At 71.3% G+C, this 14,085-nt stretch carries 10 protein-coding genes and 1 pseudogene; 5 read left to right on the top strand and 6 right to left on the bottom strand.

Annotated elements, in window-relative coordinates; genetic code table 11:
* Positions 1–26 precede the first annotated feature (26 nt).
* Positions 27–2,216 carry a WD40/YVTN/BNR-like repeat-containing protein gene (locus ABD350_RS19595; protein ID WP_344349475.1) on the top strand — a complete coding sequence of 730 codons (2,190 nt, stop codon included), beginning with the start codon at positions 27–29 and terminating at the stop codon, positions 2,214–2,216.
* Between the two features lie 483 nt (positions 2,217–2,699).
* Here the strand turns inward: ABD350_RS19595 and ABD350_RS19590 are convergent, their stop codons facing one another.
* From ABD350_RS19590 to ABD350_RS19580, 3 genes are all read right to left on the bottom strand, one after another.
* Positions 2,700–2,924 (bottom strand): hypothetical protein, encoded by a 225-nt coding sequence (locus ABD350_RS19590; RefSeq protein WP_344349474.1) that lies wholly within the window; start codon positions 2,922–2,924, stop codon positions 2,700–2,702.
* Between the two features lie 218 nt (positions 2,925–3,142).
* Positions 3,143–4,894, bottom strand: coding sequence for a cellulase family glycosylhydrolase (locus ABD350_RS19585; protein ID WP_344349473.1), 1,752 nt, complete (start codon positions 4,892–4,894; stop codon positions 3,143–3,145).
* A 336-nt stretch (positions 4,895–5,230) separates the two neighbouring features.
* On the bottom strand, positions 5,231–5,656 hold the full coding sequence (locus ABD350_RS19580) for a hypothetical protein (protein ID WP_344349472.1): 426 nt from the start codon (positions 5,654–5,656) through the stop codon (positions 5,231–5,233).
* Here ABD350_RS19580 and ABD350_RS19575 point away from each other — a divergent pair.
* A pseudogene (locus tag ABD350_RS19575) lies at positions 5,570–5,843 on the top strand (hypothetical protein); the annotation flags it as partial. The gene ABD350_RS19580 and the pseudogene ABD350_RS19575 sit on opposite strands and share 87 nt — an antisense overlap.
* Positions 5,844–5,877: 34 nt before the next feature.
* Here the strand turns inward: ABD350_RS19575 and ABD350_RS19570 are convergent.
* Both ABD350_RS19570 and ABD350_RS19565 read right to left on the bottom strand, forming a co-directional pair.
* The gene (locus ABD350_RS19570; RefSeq protein ID WP_344349471.1) at positions 5,878–7,071 is read right to left on the bottom strand and encodes an acyl-CoA dehydrogenase family protein; all 1,194 of its coding nucleotides are present in this window, start codon (positions 7,069–7,071) and stop codon (positions 5,878–5,880) included.
* Positions 7,072–7,094: 23 nt separating this feature from the next.
* Positions 7,095–8,651, bottom strand: coding sequence for a class I adenylate-forming enzyme family protein (locus tag ABD350_RS19565; RefSeq protein WP_344349470.1), 1,557 nt, complete (start codon positions 8,649–8,651; stop codon positions 7,095–7,097).
* 161 nt (positions 8,652–8,812) lie between these two features.
* Between ABD350_RS19565 and ABD350_RS19560 the strand changes: the two genes are divergently transcribed.
* Positions 8,813–9,409 carry a TetR/AcrR family transcriptional regulator gene (locus tag ABD350_RS19560; RefSeq protein WP_344349469.1) on the top strand — a complete coding sequence of 199 codons (597 nt, stop codon included), beginning with the start codon at positions 8,813–8,815 and terminating at the stop codon, positions 9,407–9,409.
* A 154-nt stretch (positions 9,410–9,563) separates the two neighbouring features.
* On the opposite strand, the gene ABD350_RS19555 is transcribed toward ABD350_RS19560, so the two are convergent.
* Positions 9,564–10,943, bottom strand: a complete 1,380-nt coding sequence (locus ABD350_RS19555) for an MFS transporter (RefSeq protein WP_344349468.1) — start codon at positions 10,941–10,943, stop codon at positions 9,564–9,566.
* 295 nt (positions 10,944–11,238) lie between these two features.
* Here ABD350_RS19555 and ABD350_RS19550 point away from each other — a divergent pair, with 295 nt between their 5' ends.
* Both ABD350_RS19550 and ABD350_RS19545 read left to right on the top strand, forming a co-directional pair.
* The gene (locus tag ABD350_RS19550) at positions 11,239–11,697 is read left to right on the top strand and encodes a hypothetical protein (protein ID WP_344349466.1); all 459 of its coding nucleotides are present in this window, start codon (positions 11,239–11,241) and stop codon (positions 11,695–11,697) included.
* Positions 11,698–11,877: 180 nt separating this feature from the next.
* Complete coding sequence (locus ABD350_RS19545; RefSeq protein WP_344349464.1) at positions 11,878–14,079, top strand: MMPL family transporter; 2,202 nt, start codon at positions 11,878–11,880, stop codon at positions 14,077–14,079.
* Positions 14,080–14,085: the final 6 nt, after the last annotated feature.

The following is a 14,085-nucleotide window of genomic DNA, read 5'->3' as shown; positions in this document are numbered from 1 at the left end:
AGCTATTCGCAAGGAGCACAGCCCCCATGAACACCTCTTCCCCCACCCGCGCGGGCTCCCGGCGGCGCGGTCTGCACCGTCGCCGCCGGGGCGCCGTCGCCCTGCTGCTCGCGGTGCCCGCCGCGGTCGTGCCGTACCTGCTCCTCACGCAGGACGACTCCCAGGCCGCGAAGGCCGGGGCGCCCGCGACAGCACCGTACAAGTGGAAGAACGCGCAGGTCGTCGGTGGCGGTTACGTCTCCGGCCTTGTCTTCAACCAGCGTGAGCAGGGCCTGCTGTACGCCCGCACCGACATGGGCGGCGTGTACCGTTGGAACGCCCGCGCCGAGAAGTGGGTCCCGCTGACCGACTGGCTCGGCGAGAAGGACTGGAACCTGCTCGGTATCGACTCCCTCGCCACCGACCCCGTCGACCCCGACCGCCTCTACCTCGGCGCGGGCACGTACACCAACGACTGGGCGGGCAACGGTGCGATCCTCCGCTCCACCGACCGCGGCCGCACCTTCAAGCGCACCGAGCTGCCTTTCAAGCTCGGCGGCAACGAGGACGGCCGCGGCGCCGGCGAACGCCTCGTCGTCGACCCGTCGGACAACTCGAACCTGCTCCTCGGCTCCCGCAAGAACGGGCTGTGGCGGTCCACCGACCACGGTGCGTCCTGGCGTCAGGTCGAGTCCTTCCCGGTCAAGGACGGGGCGGGCAGCGGTGCCGGCATCTCGTTCGTGACGTACGGGCCGAAGGGCAGCGGCACCGTGTACGTCGGTGTCGCCGACAGATCCACGTCCCTGTACCGGTCGACGGACGGCGGTGCCACGTGGCAAGCGGTCGCCGGGCAGCCGACCGGCCAGCTGCCGCAGCACGGTGTCGTCACGGACGACGGCACGCTGTATCTGACGTACACCGACAACCTCGGGCCCAACGGCGTCACCGGCGGCTCGGTGTGGAAGTACACGCCAGGCGGCGGGGGCTGGAAGGACGTGTCCCCCTCGCGGGGCTCGTACGGCTTCTCGGGGCTCGCGGTCGACCCGCGCAAGCCGTCCACGGTGATGGTCACGACGCTGGACCGCTGGTACCCCGAGGACGAGATCTACCGCACCACGGACGGCGGTTCGACCTGGAAGGCCCTCGCCGGCAGGTCCGTGAGGGACGCCTCCGATGCGCCCTACGTCGGCACCCACACAGGTCACTGGATGACGGCCCTCGCGATCGACCCGTTCGACTCCGGGCACGTGCTGTACGGCACCGGCAACGGAATCTGGCGGAGCGAGGACGCCGGCGCCCCGACGAGCCACTGGACCGTAGGGGCCGAGGGACTCGAGGAGACGGCGGTCTTCGACGCCATCGCCCCGCCCGGCGGGGCGACCGTCCTGACCGCCATGGGCGACCAGGGCGGATTCCGCCACACCGACCTGACGCGGGTGCCGCCCGGGCGGATGAAGAACCCGATGATGAGCAACAGCACCGACATCGACTACGCCGCGTCGAGGCCGTCGGTGATGGCGCGGGTCGGTACGGGCGGCAAGCAGGACGGCGCCTACTCCACCGACGGCGGCGCCACCTGGCGGGGCTTCGCCGCCGAACCGGTGGCCGACGCCCACAGCGGCCGTATCGCCCTCGCGGCGGACGGCTCCACCCTGGTGTGGACCCAGGCCGGGCAGGCCCCGTACCGCTCGACGGACAAGGGAGCGACCTGGTCGAAGGTGCGAGGGCTCGGCACGGGGGCCGAGGTCGTCGCCGACCGCGCCTCCGCCCGCACCTTCTACTCCCTGACCGGCGGCACGCTCCACGCCAGCACCGACCGCGGCGCGACCTTCACCGCCCGCGCGACCGGCCTGCCCGCCGACGGCCGCCTCAAGGCCGTCCCGGGCCGGGCCGGCGACCTGTGGATCGCGGGCGGCGGCAAGGGCCTGCTTCACTCCGTGGACGGCGGCCGCACGTTCACCCGGCTCACCTCGGTGACGTCTGCCTCGGCGGTCGGCTTCGGCAAGGCGGCGCCGCGCGCCTCGTACCAGACGCTGTTCCTGATCGGCAGGGTCAAGGGCGTCACCGGCGTCTTCCGCTCCATCGACAAGGGCGCTACCTGGACCCGCGTCAACGACAAGGCCCACCAGTGGGGCGCCATCGGCAGCCAGGGCGTCATCACCGGCGACCCCGACACCTACGGCCGTGTCTATATCGGCACCAACGGCCGCGGCCTCCAGTACGGCGACCCGTCCTGATCCCCGTGCCTCACCCGTGACAGCGGGCAGCCTTCCTGGCCGAGGCGACACCACGGTCAGGAGGGCGGCCTGCGGCGTAACCGGCCCGCCGTGCTGCGAGGGCAGGCTGTCTCCTGGTTGCGCAGGTGTGGTGGCTGCCGGGGACATCGAGCCGCTCGCCCAGCCACCACCGTCACCGGACCGCAGCCCCCGAGCCAGTCTGTCTGCTGTCCAGGTGCGGTCTCGGGTGAAGTCAGCCGCCGGCGTCACCAGCAAAGTACGCAGTTGTCCGGGTGACGCGACCGGCCATGGGCCGCTCAGAGGAGCGGGCTCGGCGGTCCGGCCGACGGGGCCTCCAGCGGGCGAGTCCCTCTTCTCGCACCGGCCGTCGCAGATGCGGCGTCTGCACAACCCGGCCGGCTCGGTGATCGTCCTGGACGAGGTGCAGGCGCTGCCGGACCGTCTTCTCGCGCCGATCCTGAGCGGGTTGCGGGGGCTGGTGGATCACTTCGGGGCCACGGTGCTGCCGGTCTCGGCGACCCAGCCGTCGTTCTGGGAGCTGTCGGCGTGGAAGGGGCTGGAGCGCAAAGCGGTCATCGACGACCCGGCGGCGCTGTTCGACGCCCTGCGCAGGGTGGAGTACGAGTGGCGGACGGGGCAGGACGTCACGCTGGAGAGCATCGCCCGGGAGGCGGCGACGCACCCGCAGGTGCCGACGGTGGTCGGCACGAGCAGGGACGCAGCCCGTTTCCACCGTCATCTTCCGCGCGGTGGTGCAGGTCCCGGCCGTGCTGCGATTTCGGCACCCTACAGGGCCGCCGGCCCGGCGGTTGTGGCCGGGCCGGCGGGTGCTCCCTGTCCGATACCGCCGGGCCTGGGTTTCCGGGGGTTGCGGTGGGGCGACTGCGGGGGCGCACCTGATGTCGGTTGCGGGGCAGCGGCCGTGGTCAGGCTGTGGTGCAGGTCCTGCCGCTGAGGGTGAAGGTGGTCGGGGCGGTGTTCGTGGCGCCCCTGTTGGCGATGAAACCGAGAGTGACGGAACCGCCGGCGGTGATGGTGTCGGTGTAGGAGGCGGGGATCACGCTCACGGAGCCGCCTGTCTGGGTGGGGGTACCGCCCCACATGTTGTTGATGGTCTGGCCGTTGGTGAAGGTGAATCCGAGCTTCCAGTCGCTGACAGCGGCGGCGCCGGTGTTGCGGATGGTGATCTCGCTCTGGAAGCCGCTTCCCCAGTCCCCCACCAAGCGATAGCCGACGGAGCAGGTGCCCGCCGGGGTGCCGGTGGTGGTAACGGTAACGGTGGCCGAGCGGGTGGAGCGGTTGCCGGCCGCGTCCTTGGCGTAAACGGCGAAGGTGTAGGCCGTGTTGCCGGACAGCCCTGTGACCGTGGCCCGGTTGGACGCCGAGTCGGCCACCCGCGTCTCGGTGCCGCCGGTGACACGGACGACGTCGTAGCCGGTGACACCCACGTTGTCCGTGGAGGCCCCCCAGCTCAAGGTCGCGGAGGTGGCCGTCACCTCGGAGGCGGTGGGAGTCCCCGGAGCGGTGGGCGCAGCGGTGTCACCGCCGGGATCACCGGGGGTCTGGCTGAGCAGGTGCGCCTTGAACCCCTCACCGTAGGTGCTGGTCGGTGTGCCGTTCCAGTCCTCGATGAGCACACTGCCACCGCTGCAACCCCAAGGGTTCCAGGTCCAGGCCGTGTACCCGACCTTGTTGGCGTCCGCCCAGGCCATCACCTGGTCGATGTAGTCATGGGCGCAGGTGTTCTGACCGATCTCGCCGGCCTGGACCGGCACCTGGGCGGCGACCGCTCCGATGTTGCTGTCCCAGCACGAGGTGGTCACGCAGCCGTTGAAGTTGTAGGAGTGCCATGAGGCCATCAGATTGCCGGTGGGGTCGGCCGGCTTGAATTCCAGCCACCGACTCAGGTTGTTCGTCCACTCCAGACCGCCCGCCATGATCACGTTGGTGGCACCGGTGGCGCGTACCGCGTTGACGAGGGTCTGCATGCCGGCGACCGGGTAGGTGATCCCGGCGCAGGTGCCGCCGTCACGCAGACAGGTCCATGCGGCCGTGGCGTCGGACCAGTTGTTGGCCGCGTCCGGGTACGGCTCGTTGAACAGGTCGAAGATGACCGCTCCGTTCCCCTTGAACATCGTGGCCACCTCGGACCAGAACGTGGGGGTGTAGCGCGCGTCCGGCATCGGCTTCTGACAGGTGGCCGCGACGTCCGGGCAGCCTCCGCCGGGGCCGGTGTACTCGCCCCAAGTCCAGTGCAGGTCGAGGATCACGTTGATGCCGTTGGCCACCAGGAGGTCCGCGTAGGTCTTCACCGCCTGCTGGTACGCCGCCGCGCTGGGCGCTGTCGGAGGTAAGTTCCCGGTGCCCAGCCAGCACTCCTCGTTCAGCGGGATCCGGACAGTGTTGATCTTCCATGCCTTCATCGCGTCGACGGCCGCCTGGTCCGTCGGCCCGTCGAATATCTCCTTGCCCTGGACGCAGCCGAACTCCCCGCCGGACCGGTTGACGCCCAGTGGGCGGAACGTGGAATTGGACCCGGTGACCAGGCGGTTGCCCGACACGTGCAGCGCCGGCGCCGCGGCGACCGCCGATGTCCTGCCGTCCGCGGCGGACTGACCGGCCGCCGGCGAGGCGGCCGCGGAGGCCGGGCCGCCGAATCCGGCCACCGAACCCGCCATGAGCACTCCCACAACGCCGAAAGCCCGAAGGGCTCTTCGCATGCTCATCGCACTCTCCCTCGACGCACGTATATGACCGATCACTCCACATGGGACCGCCCGGCGAGAGACCGGCCTCAGAGCGGGTTCCACAGTGGGCAACGCGCCACCACCTGGCTGGATGACCTTCGATACTGCGCATGACGCTGCGCCTATGGGAGCGCTCCCATAGGAGGGAGCGTAGACGCGCCGGGCAACCGGACGGAAGCTCTCTGCAGGACTTGTTTCCGATGTCGAACCCTGAGGCTTCGGAAGCGGGCAGAGAAGGGTGGTCGACGAGAGCGGGATGGGGGCGATTCATTCGCGCGACAGAAGTCCGAATGGCCCAGCCCCTGCACGGAGCCCAGAGCGGTCGGCGGCTTCTGGACACCGCAGGCCCCCGGCATGCCCTCCGAGGGCACGACGCACCACCACACCGCCGGCGTCGTCGGCTTCCTGGATCCTGGAGCAACTGCAGGTCCAGGCCGGCGCGCAGGGTCTGATCACCTGGGGCGTGAGTGTGACCGGCTGCTCGGTGCCGTGGGCGTGGTCGCCCAGTGCCCGTCCCACGGGCCGGTCGCCGAAGCGCCGCGCGGTCAGGGCGAGCAGTTGGACCACGAACGTGACGAGGCGGCCCGGGATCGGCGTCAACCTCACATCGCGAGCCTCCGCCACGGAGAGAGGCACCTGGCCGGGAGGCTGACGGCCGTGGCCGAGCGCCATCGCACCGAGCACGAGATCCATCGCGGAACTCCGCCTCGGCGCCGCGGAGAAAGCCCTACGCTGGGAGATGCTCGCACAGGCCGCACAGGCCGCACAGGCCGCACAGGCCACCAAGGACGACGAACTCCTCGCCCTGGCCTCCGCGTGCCGTCCGGCGACCTTGCGGCAGATGCGCTGGACCAACACCATGATCAAGGGCTTGTCCCCCCCAGCTCCTGTCCGGTTGGGACGGCCGGCTGAGGTCAGTGCTGGAAGGCCAAGAGCTTGGCGATGCCGTTGCGCTGGATCTCGGACGTTCCGGTGAGCACCCGGAACATGCGGATCTTGCGAAAGAGGTACTCGATCTCGTTGCCCTGGGTCAGGCCCTCCTTGCCGTGGATCTGTACGGCCTCGTCGAGGATGCGGAAGGCGGACTCGGCGACGAACAGCTTGCACATGAACGCCTCCGCGGGCACCTCACGCCCCTCGTCCAGCGCCGCCAGCGCGGCGTACGTCATGGAGCGGGCGGCGTAGAAGTCGGTGGCCATGTCGGCGACCTTGTGCTGGATGGCCTGGAGCATGAGCAGGGGCTTGCCGGAGACCTGGCGGGTGCGGGTGCGGTCCAGGGTCAGCTGGAGGGCGCGGCGGGTGGCGCCGAGCACGGTCGGGCAGTGCAGCAGGCGGTTGGTGGTGACCCTGCCGAGTGCGATGCGCATGCCGTTGCCCTCCTCGCCCAGGAGGTTGGCGGCGGGAACATGGCAGTCCTCCAGGACGACGTCGCTCTCGATGTGCTCGCCGGACATCGGTGTCGCCCCGTCCTCGACCCGGCAGCCGGGGCTGTCCAGGTCCACGAGGAAGGCGGAGAACCTCGGTTTCTCGCCCTCTTTCTCGCCGGTGCCGGCCATGCGGGCCACCACGATCGCGAAGTCGGCGAAGGGGCCGGCGGAGGAGAAGACCTTGTGTCCGGTCAGCCGGTAGCCGTCGCCGTCGCGTACGGCGACGGTGCGCATGGAGCGGACGTCGGAGCCGGCGTCGGTCTCCGTGAGGGAGAAGCAGCAGGCCCGCTCGCCCCGGATGAGCGGGAGCAGGTACGTGTCCAGCTGGTGTGCGGTGGCGTGCTGGAGGATGTCACCGGCCCGTAGTGGTCCGCCCATGTCGCCGAGCACACTGTGCGCGAGGACGCGCCCGCTCGCGCCGATTTCCTCTTTCAGCGCGGCGAGTTGGGAGTAGCCGAGGTTCTGGCCGCCGTATTCCTCGGGCAGGTGGATGCCGTAGAAGCCGAGTTCGCGGCTGCGGCGCCAGACCGGTACGAGGTCGGCGCGGGTGAGGCGGGTGGCCGGGGTGATGCCGTGCTCGCGCTCGTGGTCGGCGAGTTCGCCGTCGAGGTAGTCGCGCAGACGGTCCACCAGTTCGGCGGTCCGTGCGTCGGCGTAGGTGGGGCGCAGGGAAAATGTCACCGGTAATTCCTTGGTGTGATCGGTCAGTTGACGCGGCGGGCGGTGCCCGCCCAGAACGGCTCGCGAACCGCCTTGCGATCGAGCTTGCCGTTGCGGTTGTGGGGGAGTTCGGTGACGAAGTCGACGGAGCGGGGCTTCTTGAGGCGGTCGAGTCGGTCGGCGCAGAAGGCGATCAGGTCCTCGGTGGTGACGGTCGTGTCCGGGCGGCGTACCACGACCGCCTTCACGGCCTCGCCCCACCGCTCGTCCGGAACACCCACGACACACACCTCCTGGACGGCGGGGTGTTCGTAGAGGGCGGCCTCCACCTCGGTGCAATAGATGTTGAAGCCGCCCGAGATGATCATGTCCTTCTTGCGGTCGACCAGGAACAGATAACCGTCCTCCCGCATCCACGCGAGGTCTCCCGTGTGGACCCAGCCGTCACGGAAGGTCTCCGCGGACAGCCGGGGTTCCTTCCAGTACTCGCGCACACAGTCGGGCCCGCGCACGATGACCTCCCCGACCTCGCGGGGCCCCAGCTCGCGGCCCGCCTCGTCCACGACGCGTATCTCGGTGTCGTAGGCGGCACGTCCGCAGGACTGGAGCAATTCCGGATCCTCCTTCACCGCGCGGGCGATCTCCTCGCCGCTCAGGGCCGCGACCACGCTGGTGGTCTCGCCGAGCCCGTAGCCCTGGGCGACGACCGGGCCGAAGAACTCCACCGCTTCGCGCAGCCGTTGGGGTGAGATGGGTGCGCCGCCGACGCGCACGCTCGTCAAGGAGGACAGGTCATAGCGCTCGGCCCCGGGGTGGGCGAGGAGCATGTTCACCATGGCGGGCACCAGGAAGGTGGCGGTGATGCGCTCCTGCTCCACCGTCTCCAGGAAGCCCTCGGGGCTCCAGGTGGGCAGGACATATGTCGTGGAGCCGCCGAACACTCCCGCCAGCAGGCCCATCCCGGTGGCGTGGGTGATGGGGCCGCAGGCCAGGTAACGGGTGCCGGGACGGGGACGGGACTCGTCGGCCATCAGCAGCTTGCGCATGTTGGCCAGGCGGTTGCCGACCGTCTGCACCGCGGCCTTCAGTGCCCCGGTGGAACCGGAGGTGAAGTTCAGGACGCAGGGCTGCGACTCGTCGACCTCGACACGGAACGGAGTCTCCGCGCCCTCGGCCAGCAGGGCGTCGTACGGGACACCGTCCGTCCCTCCCGTGTCCAGTGGGACGGGCAGGCAGCCGGTGCCGGCCGAGGTGATCGCGGCGAGGGCGTCCTCGCGATGGGCCGCGTCGAAGACCAGGGCGCGGACGGGGGCGTAGCGCAGGATGTGCTCGATCTCGCCGCGACCGAGGCGGGCGTTGATCGGGGCCCGTGTCAATCCTGCCTTGTACAGCGCGAATTCGACCTCCACCAGCTCGCCGCGGTTCCACGCGAGCGAGGCCACGGCGTCACCGGGGCGCAGGCCACGGGCGGCCAGGGCGGAGGCCAGGCGGTCGGTCGCGCGGTCGAGTCCGGTGAAGGTCCAGGAGCGGTCCGCGCAGACGAGTGCAGGGGCGTCTGGCCAGTAGCGGGCGCTGCGGGACAAGTAGGTGCCGAGGTTCATGATGACCTCTCCGAGGCGTGTGTCGGGAGACGACGGCAGTCTGTGGCCTTGCGCTGCCGGACTGACTGATCAATGTCATACAGACTGTTCAGTAACTGTTCGCATGTCAAGGCTCTCCTACACTGGGCGCGCACCGAGGCTCGAGGATCGAGGAGGGCCCCATGGCCGAGGACAGACGGACCAGACGGTCGAGGCGCGCGCTGGGGGCGGCCCTCGTGGAACTCGTTCTGGAACGCGGCTTCACCGCGCTGACCGTGGAGGACATCACCGAGCGCGCGGACGTGGCCCGGGCGACCTTCTACGCCCACTTCCGGGACAAGGAGGACCTGTTCGCCCGGGTGACGGCCGACCTGCTCGCGGAACTCGGCGAGCGGCTGGCCCCGGCCGTCGCCGACAGCGCGGTCGGCTTCACCGGAAAGCCGGTCCTGGAGATGCTGCGGCACGCGCGCGAGGAACGCGACCTGTACCGGATCGTGCTGCGCGGTGAGGGGGACGGCAAGCCCCTGCGGATGTTCGTCGACGCCTGCGCGCGCGCCACCGCGGAGGAGTTCCGGGCGCGCGCGGAGCGCAACGCCGTCAAGCCGCGCATCGACCCGGAGTTGCTCGCCCGGGTGTGGGTGGGGGAGCAGCTGGCGGTGCTGCGCTGGTGGGTCGAGCAGGACGCACCCTCCCTGCCCGCGGAGGAGGTCGTGCGCATGCTGCTCGACCTCGCGATGCGCGGCCGCTACTGGGCCAGCGGCTTCGAGCCGCCGGCCTGAGCGGCGGGACCGGGCGCCCCGGGGCCGGGGGGAGTGTCCGCGCCGGGGTGGCTCAGGGGCGGGGCCCGGTCGTCCGGGGTGGAGGACCGCCCCGCGCCTCGCCCGGCCGCTTACGCGTCCTCGCCCGGCCGCTTACGCGTCCTCGCCCGGCCGCTTACGCGTCCTCGCCCGGTCGCTGTGTGCCCAGGTACGGCCGCCGCACGTCCCCGGCCGACTGCTCCGTGTCCGGGCTCAGTCGTCGTGCGTCCCGGTCCGGCCGGACCGTGAGGAGCGAGACCAGCCCGCACACCAGCATCACCCCGCCGGAGAGCAGGAACGCGTGGGTGTACCCGGCGTTCTGCGAGGGCGCGGAGTCCAGCAGGCACCCGGTCAGATACGGGGCCAACAGTCCCGGCAGGGTGCCGGACGCCGCGACGATGCCGAACACCGCGCCCCGCTGGAGCGGGGGGACGACGGCCGAGGTGGTCATGTAATGCAGCGGGAAGACGATGGCGTGGCCCCCGAACGCCACGGCCAGCAGCGCGAGATGGGCACCCCGGGCGTCGACGAACGGCAGCGCGGTCATGGCCAGCGCCGCCACCGCCACCGCGATCCCCTGCGGGACACCGCGCGACCACCGGTCCGACAGGCCCCGGCGGCGCAGCGTGTCCAGCAACGGCGGCGCCGAGAGCAGCAGCACGAGGCTGAACGCCGAGACCGCGCTGATCAGCGTGGCCGCCGTGCCCGGCGTCATGTCGAGCTGCGTGCGCAGGTACGCGGGCAGCCATGCGTGGCTGAGCGCCAGGGCCCAGGACGCGCCGAACGCCCCGGCGATGCTGCCCAGCACCGTTCCGTTCAGCAGCAGGCGCCGGTACGGCAGCCGCTGCCCGCCCACCACGGCGGTCGCCGTACGGGTCTCGCCGTAGGGGCCGTCGTGTCCCACCCGCCACCACGCCAGCGCCCACACCAGGCTCAGTACGGCCAGAGCCCAGAACGCGGACCGCCAGCCGAAGGCGCTGATCAGCCCTGTTACGGCCGGCGCGGCCACCATCGTGCCGAGCGCCGCGCCTGCGATCTGCAGCGCCGAGGGCAGCCCCCGCCGGTCCGCCGGGAACCACTTGTAGAGCGCGTGCATCGACATCGACGCCGCCGGTCCCTCGGCCGCCCCCAGGAGCACCCGCCCGGCGACCAGGGCCGGCACCGACGCCACGAACAGCACCGGCAACTGGGCCACCGCCCATGCGACGGCCATGCCGAACAGCAGTGCGCGGCTGGAGACCCGGGCGGAGACGAAGCCGACGGCCAGCCCGGAGAGGCTGAACAGCAGCGAGAACGAGCTGGAGACCATGCCGTAGGTGCTGTTGCTGATGTCGAGTTCGTCCATGATCGGCACGGCCGCCAGCCCCAGGACGGACTTGTCGGCGTAGTTGACCAGCATGAACGTCACGATCATCGCGGCGATCAGCCATGCGTGCCGTCGGCCCGGTTCCCCGGCGCGCGGTGAGGCCGCCGCGGCGTCCCTGCGGGATGGTGCGGACGAGGACGGTTCGGCCATGGGGCACTCCTGCGGCTCGGGAGGGAGTGGAGGTGGCACCCCCGGTGCGAAGGCGGGGATCTCCAGGCTCGTACGGCGCCCGAAGGCGGGAAGGCGGGCGCCGCGCGCTGTCGTAGTTAACGAACAGGTTGTACGTTAACGGCGTTATCGTTCAAGACCTCTGCGTCAGCGGAGTCGAGATGACCGACACGGACGCCCGGCTGGGCGACCTGCTGTGGACCCGCGGCTACACCGACCCCGGCCGGATCCGCCGCTTCACCTCGGCCGGCCGTGAGCTCTCCCCAAGCCGCCGCGTGTGGCGCGGTCCCGGCCCCGCTCGGCCCCCGCCGAACCCGCCGGCCTCGACACGCTCGGCCTCGACCTCGGCGCTGCGACGGCCACCCTGCCGGACCTTTTCGCGACGGCGCAGACCGACGCCTTCCTCGTCCTGCACCGCGGCGTGGTCGTCCACGAGGCGTACCCGCACGGCGCCGCACCCCACGACCCCCACTTCAACGCGTCGGTGGCCAAGTCCTACCTCGGCCTCCTCGCGGGGATGCTGGCGCGCGAGGGGCTCCTGGACCGCTCGGCCCGGACGGACGCCTACGTCCCCGAACTCGCCAGCGGCATCCACGGCCAGCGGCTTTTCGTCTCGCCCGGACTCGACCTCGTCGTCGTCCACTTCGGCTCCCAGGTCATTTCGCCGTCCGTGCCGGTCGCCCCGTTCGTCCGGACGTTCCCGCGGATCGGTGCGCACCTCGCCGGCCTGGGCTGACCCCGTCCGGGAGCTTCCTGTGAACCGGGCCGCACCGATGGTGGACATGTCTGTCATGTCTCTACAGTGGCGGCCGGGACTCCCAGGAAACTCCCAGGATCTCTCCGGGTCCGGTCAGAGAGGGCTGACAGCGTCGGCGGCGGAACTTCTGCAAGCCCGATCCGACTGGGAGCCCTTTCCATGGCGACATTCCTCTGCAGGCTGGGCCGGTTCTCCTTCCGGAGGCGCTGGCCGGTCGCATTGCTGTGGGTGGTACTGCTCGTGGGGGCGGGGGTGCTGGCCGGACGCGCCCCCGCCGCGCCGCCGAACGACTTCTCCATGCCCGGCACCGAGGCACAGCAGGCGTACGACCTGCTGGAGCGGGACTTCCCCGAGCTGAAGGCGGACGGAGCGACCGCCCGGGTCGTGTTCCGGGCCGAGGACGGCAAGGTCACCGATCCGCAGACGCGCCGGGCCATCGGGGAGACGGTCCGGGCCCTCGGGGACGATCCGCAGGTCGCGCGCGTCACCGACCCCTTCACCACCCGGTCCGTGAGCAAGGACGGCTCCACCGCCTACGCCCAGGTGTCCTACGAGGTGTCCGCCTCGAAGCTCGAGGACGGCTCCCGCACCGCGCTGCGGGACACCGTCGAGCGGGCCGCCTCGCCGGAGCTGTCCGTGGAGGCGGGCGGCAACGCCGTCGAGGCCAGGGGCGCGGGTCACTCCTCGGAGGCCGTGGGCCTCGCGGTGGCCGCCGTGGTGCTCGTCCTCACCTTCGGCTCGCTGCTCGCGGCGGGACTGCCGCTGCTGACCGCCGTGCTCGGCGTCGGCCTCGGCGCGCTGGTCATCCGGGTGTTGGCCGAACCGCTGGGCCTCGGCTCCACGACGACCAGCCTCGCCGTGATGATCGGACTGGCCGTGGGCATCGACTACGCCCTGTTCGTGGTCTCCCGCTACCGGGCCGAACTCGCGCGCGGACGCGGTCGTGAGGAGGCGGCCGGACACGCGGTGGGCACCGCGGGCTCCGCGGTGGTGTTCGCCGGGCTCACCGTGGTCATCGCCCTCGCCGGCCTGTCCGTGGTCGGCATCCCGATGCTGACCCAGATGGGCCTCGCCGCGGCCGGCACGGTCGTCATAGCGGTGCTCATCGCCATCACCCTGATCCCCGCCCTCCTCGGACTCTGCGGACGCCGGATCGGACCGGCCCGTCCACGGCGGAAGGGCCGGCGGCGGCCGGGCGCGGGCGTGCGCTGGGCCCGGTTCGTCACCCGGCGCCCCGTCGCCGTGCTCCTTGGCGGCGTCGTACTGCTCGGCGTGGTCGCGCTCCCGGCGGCGTCCCTGGAGACGGGCCTGCCCGGCGACGACAGCAAGCCCGCTTCGACGACCCAGCGCCGGGCCTACGACATGATCGCCGAGGGCTTCGGACCGGGCTTCAACGGCCCGCTCACCGTGGTCGTCCAGGCCGACGGCGGTGGCAGCGCCGAACAGGCCGCGAAGAGCGTCGCCGGGCGGACAGGCGGCCGCGAGGACGTCACCGCCGTGGGACAGCCCCGGCTGAGCGCCTCCGGTGACACCGCCGTACTGAGCGTCGTACCGGCCGCGTCCCCGAGCAGCACGCGGACCGCCGACCTCGTGCACGCCTTGCGCGAACCGGCGCTCGCCCGGGACGTCGGCGCCCGGGCGCTGGTCACCGGCACGACCGCGATGAACGTCGACGTCTCGCAGAAGCTGTCGGACGCGCTGATCCCGTACCTGGCCCTCGTGGTCGGTCTGGCGTTCGTGCTGCTCATCGCCGTCTTCCGCTCCCTGCTCGTTCCGCTCAAGGCCGCGCTCGGCTTCCTGCTGTCGGTGCTGGCCGGGCTGGGCGCGGTGGTCGCGGTCTTCCAGTGGGGATGGCTGGGGTCCGTCTTCGGCGTCACGGAGCCGGGGCCGGTGGTGTCGATCATGCCGATCTTCATGGTGGGTGTCGTCTTCGGCCTCGCCATGGACTACGAGGTGTTCCTGGTGACCCGGATGCGCGAGGCGTACGTCCACGGTCAGTCACCGAAGGACTGTGTGATCAGCGGATTCGAGCACAGCGCACGGGTGGTGACCGCCGCCGCCGTGATCATGGTCTCGGTGTTCGCCGCGTTCCTGGGCTCCGCGGAGCAGATCCTCAAGACCATCGGGTTCGGGCTCGCCGCCGCCGTCTTCTTCGACGCGTTCGTCGTCCGCATGACGCTCGTCCCGGCGGTGCTGGCCCTCCTCGGCCGGCGGGCATGGAGCCTTCCCCGCTGGTTGGACCGGCTCGTGCCCGACCTCGACGTGGAGGGAGAACGGCTGGAGTCCTCGCGCCAGGGCGTGGCCGAGGCGGGCGGGGCCGCCCCCGTCGACGCGGCCGCGGGCCATGTCTCCGGTACCTGAACCCCG

This window comes from Streptomyces nogalater, assembly GCF_039532885.1.
In the GTDB taxonomy this organism is placed as follows: Bacteria; Actinomycetota; Actinomycetes; order Streptomycetales; family Streptomycetaceae; genus Streptomyces; species Streptomyces nogalater.
The sequence above is the reverse complement of the archived record's forward strand: the minus strand, read 5'-3'. Positions and strand labels throughout refer to the sequence as shown.

Coding starts and splice junctions, on each gene's coding strand:
- ABD350_RS19595 (WP_344349475.1), top strand. CDS start 27: ATGAACACCTCTTCCCCCACCCGCGCGGGCTCCCGGCGGCGCGGTCTG.
- ABD350_RS19585 (WP_344349473.1), bottom strand. CDS start 4,894: ATGGCGGGTTCGGTGGCCGGATTCGGCGGCCCGGCCTCCGCGGCCGCC.
- ABD350_RS19580 (WP_344349472.1), bottom strand. CDS start 5,656: ATGGATCTCGTGCTCGGTGCGATGGCGCTCGGCCACGGCCGTCAGCCT.
- ABD350_RS19565 (WP_344349470.1), bottom strand. CDS start 8,651: ATGAACCTCGGCACCTACTTGTCCCGCAGCGCCCGCTACTGGCCAGAC.
- ABD350_RS19560 (WP_344349469.1), top strand. CDS start 8,813: ATGGCCGAGGACAGACGGACCAGACGGTCGAGGCGCGCGCTGGGGGCG.
- ABD350_RS19555 (WP_344349468.1), bottom strand. CDS start 10,943: ATGGCCGAACCGTCCTCGTCCGCACCATCCCGCAGGGACGCCGCGGCG.
- ABD350_RS19545 (WP_344349464.1), top strand. CDS start 11,878: ATGGCGACATTCCTCTGCAGGCTGGGCCGGTTCTCCTTCCGGAGGCGC.